Genomic DNA, 17,182 nt, shown 5'->3' with positions numbered 1-17,182 from the left:
CGATGGCTTGGATGTCCGGGATGAGAACCGGGTCGATGGGATTGCCGAGGCGGTCTTTGGAGCGATAGCCGTTGTAGACGCCAGGAAGAGAAAGGGTGGCGTAGCCAGCGGTGAGGGCGGCGCCTGCTTTTTTAGCGCCTTCGGTGATGACGATGGGGGCTTTTGGATTGGAAAGCCACCAGGACCAGAAGTTTCTATCTTGGTCTTCGGGGTTACCGGCGCTGTGGCGGTCTAGAACGAGGGCAAGGGTTTGGGCGTGGCTGAGGGCTTTGGCCCCTGGGTAGGTGTCGTGAACGGCCTGTTGTATGCGGTACTGATAGTTAAGATCAAGCTCGTGGCGCTGGGCGATACCCAGTCCATCGGTCCAGGGAAGAGACAGGAAGAGGGCGCGGGTGCTTTGTTTGGCGGGCGCTTCGTATTTGATTACTTTGTCGGGATGCTTCCAGCTCGTTCTGGGATTCTGGGGTTTGAATTGGCCCCAGTCCATTGGTTGCCAGTTGTTTAAGGGATCTAGGCCGGAGACCCACCAGCCCCCCTCCATGACATGGCTATAGCGTTGCCGCAGTTTGATGACGGGAGTAGTGGCGTATTGGGTGGCGTGGCCTCCCATCTCGGAGATGGCGTGGTGGGTGAGCAGGTCTACGGCGTCATCGCCGCCGGCGTAGCGGACGTTGGCACGGATGAGACGATCGGTAACTTGGCTGGCTCGCCATTCTTGAATGTAAGCCGGGGTGGGTGGATGCTCGGGAATTGGTGCTTGAGGGCAGTCGCTGGTGGGATGGGATGGGGAAAGGACTGCGTAATCTAACGGGAGCGGGTCGAGAAGAGTGACTTGTAAAGGGGTGTGAGCGCAGTTCTGATGAAATTGTTGGAAACTTTTTACATTGTCGAAACCCTTACGATTTGAGGGTTTTAAAGATCGCTGAGTGTTGCGATGCCCTTGGCAGGCTTCGCCATTGCGCGGCTGCTTACGCAACTGCGAAAAATCGGGTACCATGAAAACAACGTACGGAGCCCCGCACGACATTGTTCCTGTCGCCCTTTGGGAAAACTCAATAGCTGTCATGTCGCCAAACTAGTCAGTCATTGAATTTTGAAGGCTACAGGATTTACTCAATCCGTAATTAGAAGACGGTCTAAACCTTTAGGTTTGGGCCGTTTTTTAATGGTTTTCTTCTATTCAGCTATCTTTCTCCTCCTGTTTACTGAGACTTTCTGCCTCTGATGAAGGCAACTCGCCTGTCTCCTTTGCTTGTTTCACTCCCATCTCTACTGCTAACGCGCAGACCGTAGCGAAACCTTGCCCTCTTGCCTGTGCCCACCGTTCTATATCAGTAACGAGAGTGTCAGGAATACGAATAGTGGTACGTTTCGGCATCTTTTTGACAGACATAAGTATGCCTCAATACTAGGCCACGAAGGAACATTGAGGTACTAACAGCTTTGGTATGCCATAAAAATGCCAAACGACATCTTTTAGTATGCTATTAGCATGCTACCATGCCGATAAGCGATCGCACTTCGCAACATTTCGTTTCGTAGGTGAGCGTTTCAAGAAACGGGCTTTCCGGTTCTTGCTCAGCTCAAATAAATATAGCTACATCTGGGAGATAGGCCAGGTAAGCAACGCCAAAGACCTGGGCGTGAGCGCAGGCATCCGCTCCTTGTTCAAGCCCATTGCCATCGTCAGCAACCACGACAGAGGGGCAGCGAACGCGCTGCTGTGCACGAAGTTTGTACCGCTACCAGAAGAAGGTGGTAAGAAAGCAGTGATGCAGATGTGCGATCACTCCCCCTGTGGCCGCGCCGTGAACGACTACGTGAACGACTGCTGGCAACCGATGCCACAGCTACCGAACCTATCTGGCTTCGATAGAGATACGCGCTCATTCGAGGAGCAACTGCCAGCGCCGGAAGCAAAATCTAAGCCAGTACAAAAGCAGCCGGATGTACGGGCTGACCTGGAGCGCCTACTGTCAGTAGACACGCCTGAACCGCAGAGAGCGCCAAAACGCTTCGGCTTAACTGCCGAGCAAATCAGCGAAGTCCAGAAGCGCATCGCCAGACTACAAGTTGGCTCAATCAGCTCAGTCAAACGCATCTGCGAGAACAGCCGCCTACTGAAAGAGCAAGAAATCATTCAAGCTGACCTAGCTGAACTGTTTGACTATCTCGCTCAGACAGGCGCAATCGAATGGCTAGCCAGCGATAGAAAAGACTTTCGATACTTAGGAGGTCTGTAGCTACGCTACAGTGACATCTCCCCAATTGTCACCAGGACATAACCCACAGCACAACTCATGCCCTCAGACCCAAAACCCGAAGCCATCCAACGCGCCGAACATCAGCTAGAGATGCTACTCAAACCTGGCGGCAGCGGTGGTGCATTCTGCATCAAAGACGAGCTAGAACTCTGCTGGGAGAGCCTGAAGGCAGACCCAACCGTTACCGACCCCGAAGCCAAGATGACCGAGCTGGGTGACTGGTTCACCGAGCAGTTCAAAGACGCGATCGCCCATGAAATTGCGACAGCGCCCATAGAGCGAGAAGACTGAGCGAACCTTATTAATAAACCGACATAGAGTCACTTCAGCAGCGCCAGCGGTTTCGCTGGCGCTGTTCTTTTCTGCCCGGTTGCGATGAGTTTTGCCATGTTTACCCTTCCACCTTCTACCCTGCCTCGATCCATTTCTTTTTCTTCTACTGCTCGCCTTGGTCCTACTGCCATCGATCTTCGTTTCAATCTGATTTGTCTGGGCGTTCCCCTACGGGTCGGGCTATCCGCTCTCAATGGCAAGGGATATTCAGCGAGATTTGCTAAGCCGCTAGTGTTTCTCCGCATCCGCTACGAACCCCCACCGACAAAGCTCAGCTAACGCTTCAGAACCACTCGCCATTCCGCTCCTATCCCTAACGCAGCTCCCGGCCAGCGCAAGCGCGTCCATCTAACTAAAAATACTGCTGACACTGCGGGTCACTAGGCGGCTTGATTCCCTCCAAACACTCGCGCCGATTCGCCTTCTCATAGAGCCAGCCAATCCGCTCACTCTGCCACTCAATTTGCTCATTCTGCGCTCTGACCAACACCTCCTGCTGAGTCAAGCGCCGCCCCATCATCCAGGTATTAGCCAATAGCATCCCTATCGTCAGCACCCCCGCAAACAAACTAACGCTCGAGATCAAAGCCCCTTGACCGACGCTCCCTCCGAGCATCTCCATCTGACCGTCCAGTAGGTCGAAGTGCTCCGTCGATCTGTCTATCGCTCGCTGGCTCAACGTCTGGTTCTTGGCCAAGCTCTTTTCGATAGTCAGCAACCGCTTGCCGAAGCTGTTCAAACTCTCCAGCATTTTGGCTGACCTGCTGTCCGAGTGCTTCATTGAGCCGAGCAGTTGCTTCAACACCGCAATCAAGTCCGCCGAGGTCTGGGCATGCTGCTGAATACTCTGAAGGCTCTTGAAATTCTGCTGCGACCACTGCTTCAACTCCCGATGAACATCATCAAACAACGCCTGCCAGTTCTCCGGCGCTTCCTCCACCAGAATAGTCAGATGACCGAAGGCAACAAAGAGCATATAGAACTCATTGTCATGCTCAATGCCATAGCGCAATAGCAAGCCGCGCACCCTCGCCTTATGCTCAGCCGTCGCATCCTCCAATGCCTGGTCGAGCATACTCATTTCCTTCGGGTCATCGCGTAGCAGCTCCTCATAAGAAAGCTGCTGCCGCCCTCCTCGCCCCTTCCCATTACGGCTACTCATCTACAAACACCTCCGACGCATCAAACGCATCAAACGCCTTCTTCAAAAACGACTTGGCATGCTGCCGACCAAACGCATCGAACGCCTCATGAGTCGCCACCGCCTCAAACGGCAGCGAGAGCTTATTGATTAGCTTGCAGTCATCACTCCCTAGAAACTTAGGAAACTTCACGACCGTCACATCCATCCGCCGCATCCGCTCCATCAGCGGCTTATTCTTCGTCAGCAAATCCCACTTCTTCGTCTTGCCATAGTTCGCCACAAAGACATGGCGCATGTTGTCCTCAAAGCGGTCCAACGACTGCTCAAACAGCATCAGCGAATCGAGTTCACTATCCGAGACAAACCAGTTGTAGAAAGCTACCCCACCGTCAGCCGCCATCTCAAAGACCTCATTCTCCTCTAGCCACATCGAGAGCGCAGGCATCACCTGAGCAGGCAAATTCACCAACACCCGCTGGCCAGAGAGGGCCGTATTAAAGATGGCATTGGCCGCCGTATCAAACTCCTCCCCTTCAGAAAAGACCGCCCGTTTGACGCCAGCCAGTTCGCCATAGGTCCGCAGCACATCGGCACTGGTTCTATCCGCATCATAGATAGCGCAGTCAGACTGCCGCGCCAGGTGGTAAGCCGTCATCGCGCGACAGACAAACGACTTACCGACCCCGCCCTTCTCGCCATTGATGAAATGAATATCAGACATCGCTACTAAAGATTGCCACTAGAAACTACAGGCCAAAAGTATCGTCATCATCGGCAGGCACAGACTCAGGCAAAGGCTTTACTACTCGCTTTGACTTAGCCGCCTTCTTTCCCACCGCCGCCTTTCCCCCGCCGCCACCTTCTTCCCCTGGACATCGCTGGCCCCATTGACATCGGCAGATGCATCCTCACCATCTAAACCAAACAGCTCACGCTCATTGGGACGAGACAAAAAGCCATCCATCATTGAAAGCAAATCTTCCTTGGGCCAGCGTCCCGACTCGACCCGAGCCATGACCGCCGCGCCGACGAGAATCTTACGGCGAGTATCGCGCTTCTTCTCCAGGGTGCGTTCAGCCGCCTTCGCCTGCTGAATCTGGGCCTTGAGTTGCGCCTCCTTCTCCAGTAGGCGTTCGAGCTTAGTCGTCATCGTCCGTATTCCAAAAGCAAAGCTGTGACATAAATCACAACTCAGCGTAACGACGAACCAGAGCAAGAGAAACGACCACTTTAGAAAAAGAAACATTCGTACTAAGTAAGTCCAGATATCCTGAAATGGTCATCAGGAAATGCCCCGCTCCGCCCGTTCCCTTCATCTTCTGACCCTGGCCGCGCGAGCACGGCCCGTTCTGGGAGAACAGCCCCTAGGTCATCCCAGTCAGCGACCATCCCGTCGTTCTCCCAGAACGGAAGGGCGCACTTATGCATTACTTCGTAATGCCAGTGCGCTGGGGCTGTGCCCCTAGCCCCACCGGAGTCTCACCCGCAGATTATGGCCATCTACAGTTTCAGAATGCAGGTGATTGGACGCAGCGCTGGGCGGAGCGCAACCGCCGCCGCTGCGTATCGTTCAGGTGAGGAAATCAAAGACGAGCGCACCGGTCAGTCGCACGACTACACCGGCAAGAGCGATATCTACGACAGCGAGATTCTCAAACCCGAGAACGCTCCCGAACGATACGCCGACCGTCAGACGCTATGGAACGAAGTTGAACAAAGAGAAAAACGCAAGGACTCCCAGCTATGTAATGAAGTGATGGTGGCCTTACCCGCCGAACTCACCCACGAGCAAAAACAACAGCTGATCCGAGAGTATGTGCGGGGTGAATTCACCGGGCAAGGAATGGTAGCGGACATCGGATATCACGACTTTGATAGCCACAATCCCCATGCCCACATCATGCTGACGATGCGCTCCGTGGATAAAGACGGCTTCGGTAAAAAGCAACGGGAATGGAACCGGCGAGATGCGGTCAAAGACCACCGAGCGCACTGGGCTGAGTATGCGAATAGAGCACTAGAGCGAGCAGGCCACGACGCGCGTATCGATCACCGCAGCTTGAAAGAACAGGGCGTTGAACGCGAGCCGCAGATACATCTCGGTGCGCAGGTGATGGAGATGGAAGCAAAAGGCATTCGTACCCGAGTGGGCGATGAGTCGCGCCGCATTAGCAAAGTGAACCGCGACATCGCCCGTAGACAAAAGGCGAGAGACAAAGTGCAGGCAGAACTCAAAGACGAACAGCGCCAAGAAAATATGCGATCACTAACCCAGCCGACGCCAGAACAGCAATCATCTACCGAGCAAACGCAAACCCAAAAATCGCAGGAGAAGACCCAGCAGAAATCGCAGCAACGAGACCCACAAATCGAACAGCAGCTTCAGCGCAATCAGGCGCAGCAGCGCCAGCAGCAGCGCCAACGAAAGAAGCAGAAAGACCAAGGATACGGATACTAACTATCAGCGGTAGATGCCCCTATGACATATCCCAGCAATGCCCCCGGACTACTCACCAGAGCCAAGCACTTTAACGACCTGTACAAAGATCGTCCGAACGTCATCTGCACCGCGCTAATCGTTGTCGGTCTATTACCCTATCTGGTCAGCCCAACCTTTCTGTTTGGCCTCGGTAGCCTGATGCAGCTAGTCGGCTATGGCGTATTGCTATTTGCCGCCATCAGTCGCAATCTGATCACTGGAGAAAAGACCAAACAGCAGCGCCGCACCTTCTACATCATCGCAGGCGCGATCATTCTATTTATTTCAGTGCCGCCGTTGCCTGCGTTCATCCTGCTGCTGTTTCTGCTGAAGCCAGCCGGCCGAGTGATTCGAGGTCAAGAAGTTGTCAGTGCCGCAGAGATGCAGCGGCAGCTAGACAAGCGGCAGAAAGAAACCCCGATGCCACAGCTGCCGCTGTTAGAGATTGGTGGGGTGCAGCTGCCGAACGACTTAGAGAATCTGGGTGTGTTTGCTATTGGCTCGCCGGGGAGTGGGAAGACGCAGGCGATAAAACGGCTACTGCAAACGCTGCGCGATCGCGAGGACTTTCGGGTGATGGTGTTCGACAGAAACGGTGAGCTGATGGAGTCGTTTTACAACGAATACACCGACAAGCTCTTTAATCCGAGAGACGCCCGCTTAGTCAGCTGGAGTCACCTGAGCGAAGGCCAGCAGCCGGAGACGATGGCTGTCGCGATGGTGCCGCTACCGCAGAACGAAGACAAGGCGTTTTTTGCTCAGGCTGCGAGGTCGCTGCTGTCCGTCTCTACGAGCGCTGCGACAGCAACGTGCAGATCTGGGAGGTGATCAGCCGCTACAGTCACGACGAGCTAAAGGCGTTCGTCAGCGGTGGACTAAGTACCCGCATCTTTGACGGTGAGCGGATGACGGCGAGCGTGTTGGCGACGATGGTCAACTACATACGCTTCTATCGGGATATGGACGACGGAGCGCAGCCGTTTAGCTTCAGCCAGTGGGCCAAGCACGATAACCCTGAGTGGCTGTTTCTGCCGATATTCGAGGACGATGCTGAGAAGTATAAGCCGATGGTCTCAGCTGCCTTTGAGATGGCATTGCGCGGGATGCTGAGCAATGAGAACCGCTGGATGAAAACGGCGATTGTGATCGATGAGCTGGGGGCATTGAACAAGCTGGGGTCACTGAATCGGCTGACGGTAGAATCGAGGAAGTTTGGCGGGACGTTGATTCTAGGTACTCAGACCGATGCTCAGATCGATAAAGTCTATGGTCAATACGACACTCGGATTATCTTGCAAGGCACGGCGACGAAGCTGATATTGAACTGCCGAGACGAGCAGACGGCAGAGCGCTTTGCCAAGACCATCGGCAAGCAGGAGCGGATCGACTGGATGAAGGGGACGCATGGGGGCTGGATATTCCGTCATGGTTACTCGAAGACGGAAAACCTGCGGGAGACGTATCTGGTGCTGCCCTCAGAGTTACAGGCGCTGCCGAAGCTCGAAGGCTACCTGACGATTGCAGACGGGACGCCACCGGCCAGGGTGAAGGTCGAGCCGAAGGGCTATCTACAGAGAGCAGGGCGGTTTGTGCTGAAGCACTGAGGAGGGGCGAGAGATGGAGCTGAAGCGGACGATTATTTTTCTAAGAGTGATTGGGCTGATTTCGTTGGGTAGCCAGATGTTGTTTGGTGCGTATTTGGGACAGTTTTCTGATAATCATGCGACAGCGAAGCAGATCTGCGCTGAGAATGAGCGGCTGTTGCAGCTAGAGGGGCTGAACGATAGCTTGAAGCCGATGAGTCGTACAGCTGTAGAGGGGCTGCTGACGCTCGCAATGGGAAGCCAGAGCAGGAGACCTCAGTTGAGTATTGGGAGGACTATCTGTTTGGCCTGAGGCTGACGTGTTTCCGAGATGATCAGTCAGTTGGTGAAATGAATGCCTGCGTTGATGAGTGGGAAGTAATTGCCAAGAAGTATGGAGAACAATATGAAATAGAGTCCAGTCTGCAAGACGACTAATGACAAATTCTTTAATCTAATAGAAATGTAGTGCTCGAAACCCCTCGTGCGAGTATGGTTATGTGTGTTGTTACCATGCGAAGACTCACTATTTTTAGAGTACTGAACTATGGGCTTTAAGGTTTAATTGACAGGTTACGAGTGCGGAATTTGAAAGTAGCAGAACTTCTAAAATCCTACGGCAATGGAGAACGTAATTTTCGTGGATCTATGCTTAGGGGTGCTGACTTCAAAGGGATAGATCTGTCAGGAGCAGACTTTAGCGATTCTGATATCAGAGGCGCTAACTTCAGTGGCTCCTTGTTGACTGGCACTACATTCATACGAGCTAAATCCGGCTTACAACGCAGATGGATTACCTGCGTTGTAGCTATCACTTACCTCTTGATTTTACTTTCTACTATTTTCTTATTTTCTTTCGGCATTTTCGCAAGCTTAGCTTTTGGTGCTGAAGAAGGTTATGAAATGTTCGGTATATCTATTCCTATCGTTGTCATAGCGTTTTTTGCCTTCACTATTCGTAGTGGCTGGAGTTTTGTTTCCGTTGGATGTGCTGTAGTACTGCAAATAGTTGCAGGGATTCTTAACAGTCTTCCCTATTTAAAAACAGCTGATGACATCTTCAGCTTTCTTGCCTTATTCAGTCTTCTAGGATCTTTTTCTGTTGTCTTTGCTGCTACAGGTGGTTTTTTGTTTGCATGTGCGATGGCTACTACTCTAGCAGCTACAAACATAGTGATGTCCATTGTGCTGTTTGTGGTAGAGGCGTTTCTGCTGCTCAATGTTTCTCTATTTTTTGCATTCAACTACGGATTTGAAGGGGCTTTTTATATCACAGTATTCTCAGGTGCTGTTATATTCGCTAACGCTTATATTGGGCGACGTGCATTGAAAGAAGATGCTCGAGACTCTTTAGTTCGCTCAGTAGCCATATCTCTTTTGACGATAAAGGGAACTCGCTTCCGCAGGGCGTTCCTTTCAAAAGCTAATTTTTTCGAGGCTGATCTTAAAAGCGCTGACTTCCGGGATGCCTCTATAGTTCACACTAATTGGCACCGTGCTAGGGGATTGGACTATGCCAGATTAGGTAAGACAGCCCTCCGTGACTCCCGTGTGAGAGAGCTACTTGTGACTCATCGTGGTAATCGAAAATCTTATTTTGGGTGTGATCTAAGAGGAGCGAATCTCTCCGATGCTGATTTAACTGGAGCTACCTTGACAGAGGCTGACATAAGTCAGGCAATATTGGAGGGCGCTACATTAGATGCAGCTAATTTAACTAGAGTCCGAGCTTTAGGTACTAGCTTTAGAGGCGCCAGCTTAACAGGAGCGTGTTTAGAGTCATGGAATATAGACAGTACTACCCAACTAAAAAACGTAAAGTGTGAATATGTTTATCTGCTTGATTCTCAACAAGAACGCCGCCCAAGTAGCAAAAGGAATACATTTCAGCCAGGAGAATTCACAAGTCTTTTTGAAGAGATACTTAACACTATCGATCTTATCTTTCAAGATGGCGTAGATTGGCAAGCTTTCTTTAGGTCGTTTCAGGAATTACGTAATCAATATGATGGAGATGAACTATATATCCAAGCCATAGAAAAGAAAAAAGACGGTGCGTTCGTTATTAGACTGGAATGTTCATCAGATACGGATAAAACCCTGATTGAAGACAGAATAAGACTGCTTTACAGAGAGGAAATACAGTTTATAGAAGAGAGATATAAGGAGAGGTTAAATTCTTATGGATACGAAATAGAAGGTTATAAGGAGCGAATTAAAGATTATCGTTTGCAGAATAGTAGATTGCTCGACATTGTGGAAACTATGGCTAATAAAGAATACTCGTCTAAATATGATCTTCGTAATGCTCAATTCGCCGGGGGCTTTGCGGAAACAGTTGAAGGTAATCAGACTGGTGGCGATATCAATAACCAAGTCGCCGAGCGACTTTCTCTGCCAGAAGCCGCTGCTGAGATACAACGACTTCTTCAACAACTAGAATCCTCAAATCCTACGGTGACTCATGCTGAGCAAACTGCCTTCCTCAATGCTATGATTCCCCCTACCCGTCGTATGCGATTTATCAGTGCGTTGAAGTCTGCTAGCAGCGCTGCTATTGATGAAATTCCTTACGCTCCTATACTTAAGGCTTTAGTCGATGGATGGCAGCAGCCGAGTGCGTAGCTATCAGGACTGTTTTTAGAAGATCAAGAGCTTTTTGTTGTGGCTACTGGATTACTAATACGAGGACAGTGTAAGTGTTTAATTCAGCAGATGCAGAACTGCTTTGGAGAGGCACAGATGAGTGGAATCAATTTGGGTTTTTTTGCACTACCCCTCGAAAAGGTATAGTCCAGTATAGGACGAATGAGACTCATGCTTGACGTAGCCGCGTAATCTCTTTCACCGCAATAGATTCAGGCTTTTGATTAATTGGGCCGTAATGCTCTGCACCTTGCGTGTCAATGCGCTCGATATGGAGTTAGCTCTATTGGACGTAGCTAGCTGACCCACATGTACATGCGCTGTCTGTCAAGGCGATCGCGTACTGAGCGATTTCAAAGTATTGATAAAACCTGAGTGCTATCTATCGATGTTTTCGTTAGGCAAAGTAGTATCTAAGCGTATATAAAATTTGTGATCGCATGACCATAGAAGGCTTTTCTCAACTGCGTCTTCTCTCGGATTTCAGAACTTACTATCAGCACAGAAGAACTCTCCTATCATTTTTTCTATCCCGCTGAATACTAAGTATTCTGGCATTTTGCGGAAGCTGTAATTGTTAGAAGTGAATAAGAGAATGTGCCTCTTTTACAACTGTTGGCTATCGACGAGTGATTAAATGTAACTAAAGACGGTAGGTCAAAATAGATCGAAGAGGTTATCTCATAAAGCTGGAAGAAGCTAATTCTTTAATCTAAATAAGTTTAAGTATTCAGAGTATCGACTATACTCTGCGCTCGCTAAATATGGCCAGCACAAGAATGAGTCTCGACGATCTCAATCTGGACTATACCTTTTCGAGGGGTTGTGCAAAAAACTCCAAGCTCTAGCCGCTCTGAAGGAGAGAGAGAATGTATCCCATCTATCCCAGCGGTCTTCTTGCCCTGATTCTCCTGCGTGACTCGTCGAACCGCGAGCCGCTTGGCTGACCAGGATTTGAGCAGTAGACGTTGAAGTGAGCGCACCTTACGGGTGCCACCCTGTTGTGAGGTGCGATAGATTCGCTGTTGAAGACGAAAAACTTCTCGTTGGATTTGAGGCCAGCGGGTAGTTTCCCAGCTATCAGATATCTGAAGAACAGATTCTGTCATAGTTATCTCCTACTTTGAATCGTCGTCTTTGGCAGCAGTGTGTACGTCAGCATATCCGTTGGCTTTCCCGGCGGCATTGGCTTCTTACACAATCCTTCTCCTCTGAACACTTGCGCCGTGAGTCGGTTGCTTCACCTCTTATTGCTGAGAGGTGAAGAGAGTTCTTGAGGAGTTACTTCGTTCCTAGAAGTTGAGTGTTTGGACTGATTTAGGCTCCTACTATCCGCCGGGTGATGTGTACGCACTCCGATGAGCTTCGCTAGGCTAATTGAGAATCCCCGTATCCATTTTGGACGAGGAGTATCAGATTCCATTTCTCCTCATTCGCATAACGACGGTTCAGTCGTAGGTTCGTTGTCTAGCCTTGTCAGTTCGCCTGGAACCTTTGGTCCTCAGAATCTAAGACTTTTCAGCTCGGTTCACCCCGCTTTACGGATTGATGCTCAGTCGCTACCGTAGGGGTGCTGGCGCTGGGTCTGTGCTCGACCAGTCAGACTTCTCTTGTAGATGTAAAGTCTACGAGAGGTACTGATTCAACTTCTAGGTTGTCTAGGTTCTGTTGAACCACGCTAGCTGCTCGCTAACCCGAGTACGGGTTGACTTTCCAGCTAAACGAATCGCACAGCAAAGCTGCGAAATGGGGCAACTTACCATTCAATCCCTTACACCGTAAGGAATTACGCTAGTACACCTCTTGGTCTAGGAATGGACTAATTTTGCATAAAAGTGAGTAGTACAAAGCTGTTTTTTAGCCTCGAAAATGGCTGAAACCCCTATTCTCTCGTTGAGTAGTTGCGTGGCGGGCAGCTTTGTGAGAGGTAGATCCACCGTCACATCAAAGAAGGTAATGCTATCGGGAGCGTTATAATCGGACGAACGCTGTAGCCTATAACCAATATGCCGAAACAAGACCCAACTGTCCTGAAAGAGGTAACTGTCAGCTTACCGTTTGGGATTGGGTCAGCTTCTTGGGAGGCTGACCCGACAGAACGTAACGCTGCCTGGGAGCTTTACGTCGAGCTAGTGACGCGGGTAGCGGTTCAGAGCCTCGATCCACAAGAGGGTTTGGTACGTGAGGCAATGAACTCGCTGTACAGCTTATTTGGTTCTACTCGCGAGATCTTGCGGAAGGCTGGGCCGAAGGTAGGTGCATCACATGACTCTGTAGGAGGTATTGCGATCGCAGTACTCAACAACGGGTTAAGACCCTTTCTATCAAAATGGCATCCCCTATTACTGGAATGGGAAGAGCAGAAGGCTATTGGCATGAGTCCGAAAGCACACGAGAAAGCTTGGAAAGAAGAGGTTGTTGTCAGAAGCGAGCTAGATTCTCTACGACAAGAGTTAGAACAGTATGCAAACGCTTTAGCAGAAATAGCTGGAGTAACAGAATAGATGGACACAGAAAAAGAGTTTGACGTTTTTCTGTGTCACAACAGTGAGGATAAAGACGTTGTAACGGAGATAGGGAATAGATTACGACTGTGTGGTATCAATCCTTGGCTAGATATATGGAACCTACGTCCGGGAATAGATCTCCAAGATGCTTTGGGAGAAGAGATTGCGAATATTCAGACTGTTGCTGTGTTTATCGGTAGCGCAGGAATTGGTTCGTGGCAAGGTGAAGAAATCAAGTTTTTCATTCGTGAGTTTATAGAACGGGATTGCTTAGTATTTCCGGTACTGCTAGAGAGTGCTCCCGATGAGCTTGAGCTTCCACCTCTCCTAGCTGGAAAGACCTGGGTGGATTTCCGAAGCTCGATACCTGATCCACTTGAACAACTTGTGTGGGGCATCACTAGTAAGAAACCGTCTATCACACATCAAGCAGTGCGCTCAGGTAAGACTCAGATTGAATCCGGTGGCTATGAACTTCCTGCTAGGAAAGAGGAAGTCATAGCAGAAGAGCTGCTAGAACTAGAAAGACATCTACAAAGGGATGAGTGGTTACTTGCGGATAAGCTGACAGCGAACCTCCTCACACATCAAGCAGATCTTCTTTCAGAACATACCTGTCTCTTTGATGAGGCAAGCATCGTGACCAATCGAATGAAATCTATAGCTTGTTCGACAATAGTTTCTATAGATCGTCTTTGGCAAGAGAACAGCGGTGGTAAGTTTGGGTTCAGTGTCCAGAAGGATATCTATCAGAGCATGACTCGTAGTTGCGTTTTCGAACATATAAGCATCCACTCCCTTGGTTCGGAGCTAGGCTGGTACATCCAGGATATATGTAGATGGATACGTCGAAGTGAGCTAATCTCTGATAAGGATAAAGCTCCAGCAGGACACTTTCCTTGGATGATTTGCCACGATAAGAGAGTGGTCAAGACTGATTATTCTAGAGTAAATAATAACCTGAAAATAAAGAGAGTAATATTTGTCATGGAAAGTATGGAAAATATGAGTAAACTTTTTGCCCGTCTCGACGATTGCTATGGTGTCAGTAGGGGATAAAGAGCGTGATAAGAGAGTTGCAACTACTAGCTCGAAGTCAGAAACTTCTTAGATTGTTTCCAAAGAATGAAATAACTATTCCTATCTCATGTCTATTAGTAATTTTCCTAAGTCTGCTATTTAGCATAATTAACTACTTATCTGATTTCTACGATGAACAGAAGAACATTTTTCGATACCTTCTGACTGATTTTGTTGGTATAGTACTTCTCTTTCTGACGCTTATCTCTGCTCTTTGTCTATTTTCTTATTACTACGTATACATCTTTGCTGTCAGAAACGACCCAGCGCTATTTTCTCCTAAAGACGGAAATTCTAAAACTAATTTGCTCTATGGAACAGTCCAGGTTGTTCAATGGACCACCGCGTATGGAGTCGCTTTCACGCGAAACAATAGAATTTTCGCTATGAGTAATCCCCACTCAGGGGGAGTTGCAGTTATATATCCATATCGTAGGGAGTCGGTGATTGGTCCAATATATATAGGCTCGAGGTCTATCGAAGATACATATGAAGTGTCTTTTCGAGGGGAGCAGTATCTTCTTGAGATACATATAGAATGGAAGATCTTCGATCTTCGTAAACTTCTTTCTAACCCTATTCTGACGATTCGCAAGGGCATGACCATCGATAACTTAGAGGATTCTATAGATTTAAGTATATCTAGCTTGGTTAAGTCAGAAAGCTATGGCCTTCTTAAAGAGAAGATTAGTACTTCAGATCAGCTCGAAGACGGTCAAAGACAATCTAGATCCATGAACGTAAGCCCAAGTGACTATGTAATTCAGAAGATTAATGAAACTATAGAAGATCGTGGCATAGAAGTAGATGTATTAAGTTTCAGAAAAGGAAACTTGTCAAAAGATATCTTCGATATAATTGCTGAGAAGGCTCGTGAGCACGGTCTTGAAATATTCAAAGAGCAATCCAAAGAAAGCTACGATTTGTCAATAATTGTTGACATGGCACAGAAGGATGTTCATCTGCGTAAGCGACCAGAATAGCAGATTTAATGTAAGAGCGATGTATGGACCTGTAAGAAGATAGACATCCGCCGACTTAGACTAATATTTTCAATACCTACGCTCTTGCTTGCCTGTAACAGCTTGCCATGTGACTATAAGTAGCAGAAAATCAAGACTAAAGCTTACTAGCAGCCAGAACAGTTTTGAGTTTTGCTGATCGGTGTATCGTCTGGCAGTTTGTAGATATTCAATTTCTTCACTTTCGTCTCTGTTGGGAAGGCACAAAGACAGCTTCTGAAGCTGCTTGTAATTTATGTCTGCTACTGATGCCTCTCGTACCAGCGCACTTCCGAAGCGCTGCTCTTCTGTTAGTTGTTCCTGCACGCAATTCGGATTGCTCCTGTTAATCGAGGTTATCTTTTGCTGAAGTATAAGCTCTGAATTAACCATCGCTCTGTGTTCTTGAATCCATTTTGTGTTCGACAGCCCAGTAAGCACTCCAACTACGAGCAGGCGTGTTAGGCGAGTACTATCCATTTAGAATTTGCCCGATTACTACACGTTCATTAGATTATCTGACCGCTAACAATTTTGTATACTAGACCCTATGCAGTTAGATAGGCGAGCCCCCCACGAAGACCTTTCTAACTAACACATTAGGTGCTATTACCTAGAGTAACAGGATCTAGAAGCAGAGCGCCTTGCTAAGGCATTTGAGATAGAGACACTGCTGTCTATGAGCGCATTGGTATCAGCCATGCTAGCTACTTACTATCGTCTGGTTGCCTAATAAATAAGCTAGCGAGGATACGTCAAGGTGAGAGAAAAAGAGGACAATGCACGAGTTTGATGTCTTTATCAGTCATGCTTCAGAAGATAAAGCTAAGGTAGCTCGTCCTCTTACGGAAGCGTTAACGCGAGCTGGACTACGTGTATGGCTAGACGAACTTGAAATCCAGATTGGCGATAGCTTGAGAGAGAAAATAGACTACGGTTTGAGCCGTAGTAGGTTTGGGGTCGTGATCCTCAGTCCTAACTTTTTTGAAAAGCAGTGGCCGGAAAGGGAACTCAACGGGCTTTTTGCGATTGAAGAAGACGGAGAGAAGAGAATTCTCCCTGTATGGCATGAGGTAGACAAAAGAGTTGTCAGGTCGCATTCACCTATGTTGGCAAACCGACTAGCAGCTCAAACATCGAGCGGACTTAAATCAGTTACGAGCGCGATCACAACGGTAATACAAAAAGATGGGGTTACTTCAACCCTATTCAATATAATTGAAGCTGGACCATCAGTTGAAGCTTTAGCATCTTTTCTAAAGACGTACCCTAGAATTTTGGAAGACTGTGTAGGTCATTATGGAGTAGGTCATCCTGAGTTTCTTGATCAGATAGTTCCGCCATTCGATTTATCATTCAATCTATTTTCTCTTGCCTTCAGAGCCACTAACGGCAGATTTGATTGGAAAGGGTTTCTATTTTTGCCTGCTGACCCTAAAGATAAAGATAACGAATCAGTTGTTCACACTCTCGATCTATGTAGAAAAGCGTTACAGAAAGCTAATACATCTACGTATACGCATAGGGTAGTTCAAGATCTGCTATCTGGAAATTCTTTTAGTGATATCCTTCTCAATTCTTTTTTGAACAAGCGTCGTGATGCATTCAGTGGGGCTGTTTTTTATGGGCGCAGTGGACAACTGTCTGAACGGCAGCGGGAAATTGTAAATGAAATAGAACGAGCTTCTCGCTTCTTGAAGTTCTATAGCTACGACCGTCTACTTGACGTGAGTGTTAAAAGCCAATGACGGTGCATGCATAGCTTTCTTAAAACTACGCTAGAGCTGAGAGCATATTACAGAGATAGCTTCACAAGTGTATCTATCGAGTGCGTTTCAACTCGTAGTGCTACCTAATTTAAGGGAGGGCACCAACAATCTTGGGAAAGCCGAAGTGTCATTATCTATGTAACAGTAGAAGATAGCCTTCACGAGTTTTGAAACAGACTCCCTTCGCTCAACCAGCATTGGCTAGAAACCATTTCAGTGAGAGACTATAGAAAGTGAACTTCATTGTAGCTAAAGCTTCATGCACGTTTAGTACAAACAATGCGGCGTTCCTTTACTCTTAACTACTGAACGGACATATCCTTCCCACTTACCAACTACGCCACGCCACTCCGCGCTTTCAAAGTATTGGTCGGCC

General features: G+C 48.5%; 20 protein-coding genes. 13 read left to right on the top strand and 7 right to left on the bottom strand.

The window, feature by feature from the left end:
• Window positions 1-487, bottom strand: a 487-nt coding sequence (locus tag S7335_RS29110; protein WP_227500129.1) for a DUF3854 domain-containing protein, incomplete at its 3' end; no start/stop codon positions are given.
• Window positions 488-544: 57 nt separating this feature from the next.
• On the opposite strand from S7335_RS29110, the gene S7335_RS29105 reads away from it, so the two are divergent.
• Window positions 545-808 (top strand): hypothetical protein, encoded by a 264-nt coding sequence (locus S7335_RS29105; protein ID WP_038020407.1) that lies wholly within the window; start codon window positions 545-547, stop codon window positions 806-808.
• Window positions 809-1,180: 372 nt separating this feature from the next.
• Here S7335_RS29105 and S7335_RS25135 read toward each other — a convergent pair whose 3' ends face one another.
• On the bottom strand, window positions 1,181-1,393 hold the full coding sequence (locus tag S7335_RS25135; protein WP_006458905.1) for a hypothetical protein: 213 nt from the start codon (window positions 1,391-1,393) through the stop codon (window positions 1,181-1,183).
• 88 nt (window positions 1,394-1,481) lie between these two features.
• Between S7335_RS25135 and S7335_RS25130 the strand changes: the two genes are divergently transcribed.
• The 3 genes from S7335_RS25130 to S7335_RS28285 all read left to right on the top strand — a co-directional run bounded on the left by S7335_RS25130 (window position 1,482) and on the right by S7335_RS28285 (window position 2,876).
• The gene (locus tag S7335_RS25130) at window positions 1,482-2,243 is read left to right on the top strand and encodes a hypothetical protein (protein WP_006458903.1); all 762 of its coding nucleotides are present in this window, start codon (window positions 1,482-1,484) and stop codon (window positions 2,241-2,243) included.
• Between the two features lie 57 nt (window positions 2,244-2,300).
• Window positions 2,301-2,555: a hypothetical protein gene (locus S7335_RS25125; protein ID WP_006458940.1), complete on the top strand. Its 255-nt coding sequence runs from the start codon at window positions 2,301-2,303 to the stop codon at window positions 2,553-2,555.
• Window positions 2,556-2,639: 84 nt separating this feature from the next.
• Window positions 2,640-2,876, top strand: a complete 237-nt coding sequence (locus S7335_RS28285; protein ID WP_227500128.1) for a hypothetical protein — start codon at window positions 2,640-2,642, stop codon at window positions 2,874-2,876.
• A gap of 73 nt (window positions 2,877-2,949) precedes the next feature.
• Here the strand turns inward: S7335_RS28285 and S7335_RS25120 are convergent, their stop codons facing one another.
• The 4 genes from S7335_RS25120 to S7335_RS28280 form a co-directional block, all read right to left on the bottom strand.
• Complete coding sequence (locus S7335_RS25120) at window positions 2,950-3,759, bottom strand: DUF6753 family protein (RefSeq protein WP_006458915.1); 810 nt, start codon at window positions 3,757-3,759, stop codon at window positions 2,950-2,952.
• On the bottom strand, window positions 3,752-4,462 hold the full coding sequence (locus S7335_RS25115) for a hypothetical protein (protein ID WP_006458926.1): 711 nt from the start codon (window positions 4,460-4,462) through the stop codon (window positions 3,752-3,754). Before S7335_RS25115 ends, S7335_RS25120 begins: the two co-directional genes overlap by 8 nt.
• Before the next feature lie 81 nt (window positions 4,463-4,543).
• Window positions 4,544-4,891: a hypothetical protein gene (locus S7335_RS26500; protein ID WP_006458887.1), complete on the bottom strand. Its 348-nt coding sequence runs from the start codon at window positions 4,889-4,891 to the stop codon at window positions 4,544-4,546.
• 101 nt (window positions 4,892-4,992) lie between these two features.
• Window positions 4,993-5,169 (bottom strand): hypothetical protein, encoded by a 177-nt coding sequence (locus tag S7335_RS28280; RefSeq protein WP_157620779.1) that lies wholly within the window; start codon window positions 5,167-5,169, stop codon window positions 4,993-4,995.
• A 28-nt stretch (window positions 5,170-5,197) separates the two neighbouring features.
• Between S7335_RS28280 and mobQ the strand changes: the two genes are divergently transcribed.
• The 5 genes from mobQ to S7335_RS25090 all read left to right on the top strand — a co-directional run bounded on the left by mobQ (window position 5,198) and on the right by S7335_RS25090 (window position 10,428).
• On the top strand, window positions 5,198-6,199 hold the full coding sequence (gene mobQ, locus S7335_RS25105) for a MobQ family relaxase (RefSeq protein WP_227500127.1): 1,002 nt from the start codon (window positions 5,198-5,200) through the stop codon (window positions 6,197-6,199).
• A gap of 21 nt (window positions 6,200-6,220) precedes the next feature.
• Entirely contained in the window at window positions 6,221-7,048 is an 828-nt protein-coding gene (locus tag S7335_RS29365) for a type IV secretion system DNA-binding domain-containing protein (RefSeq protein WP_006458902.1), read from the top strand.
• On the top strand, window positions 7,030-7,824 hold the full coding sequence (locus S7335_RS25100; protein ID WP_050766059.1) for a type IV secretion system DNA-binding domain-containing protein: 795 nt from the start codon (window positions 7,030-7,032) through the stop codon (window positions 7,822-7,824). Before S7335_RS29365 ends, S7335_RS25100 begins: the two co-directional genes overlap by 19 nt.
• Before the next feature lie 13 nt (window positions 7,825-7,837).
• A complete protein-coding gene (locus S7335_RS25095) occupies window positions 7,838-8,116 on the top strand; it encodes a hypothetical protein (RefSeq protein ID WP_006458896.1) in 279 nt (92 codons plus the stop codon).
• A 275-nt stretch (window positions 8,117-8,391) separates the two neighbouring features.
• Window positions 8,392-10,428, top strand: coding sequence for a pentapeptide repeat-containing protein (locus S7335_RS25090; RefSeq protein WP_157620777.1), 2,037 nt, complete (start codon window positions 8,392-8,394; stop codon window positions 10,426-10,428).
• Window positions 10,429-11,207: 779 nt separating this feature from the next.
• On the opposite strand, the gene S7335_RS29100 is transcribed toward S7335_RS25090, so the two are convergent.
• Complete coding sequence (locus tag S7335_RS29100) at window positions 11,208-11,558, bottom strand: reverse transcriptase N-terminal domain-containing protein (protein ID WP_006458895.1); 351 nt, start codon at window positions 11,556-11,558, stop codon at window positions 11,208-11,210.
• 897 nt (window positions 11,559-12,455) lie between these two features.
• Here S7335_RS29100 and S7335_RS25080 point away from each other — a divergent pair.
• The 4 genes from S7335_RS25080 to S7335_RS26485 all read left to right on the top strand — a co-directional run bounded on the left by S7335_RS25080 (window position 12,456) and on the right by S7335_RS26485 (window position 16,785).
• On the top strand, window positions 12,456-12,953 hold the full coding sequence (locus S7335_RS25080; RefSeq protein ID WP_038020403.1) for a hypothetical protein: 498 nt from the start codon (window positions 12,456-12,458) through the stop codon (window positions 12,951-12,953).
• Window positions 12,954-14,015 carry a TIR domain-containing protein gene (locus tag S7335_RS26490; RefSeq protein WP_006458890.1) on the top strand — a complete coding sequence of 354 codons (1,062 nt, stop codon included), beginning with the start codon at window positions 12,954-12,956 and terminating at the stop codon, window positions 14,013-14,015.
• 407 nt (window positions 14,016-14,422) lie between these two features.
• Window positions 14,423-15,019 carry a hypothetical protein gene (locus S7335_RS28275; protein ID WP_157620775.1) on the top strand — a complete coding sequence of 199 codons (597 nt, stop codon included), beginning with the start codon at window positions 14,423-14,425 and terminating at the stop codon, window positions 15,017-15,019.
• A 797-nt stretch (window positions 15,020-15,816) separates the two neighbouring features.
• Window positions 15,817-16,785 (top strand): toll/interleukin-1 receptor domain-containing protein, encoded by a 969-nt coding sequence (locus S7335_RS26485; RefSeq protein WP_006458943.1) that lies wholly within the window; start codon window positions 15,817-15,819, stop codon window positions 16,783-16,785.
• Window positions 16,786-17,182: the final 397 nt, after the last annotated feature.

Origin of the sequence: Synechococcus sp. PCC 7335 (genome assembly GCF_000155595.1) — a bacterium.
Taxonomy (GTDB): domain Bacteria; phylum Cyanobacteriota; class Cyanobacteriia; order Phormidesmidales; family Phormidesmidaceae; genus Phormidesmis.
Note: the sequence above shows the minus strand (reverse complement) of the source record. Positions and strands in the feature narration are given on the sequence as shown.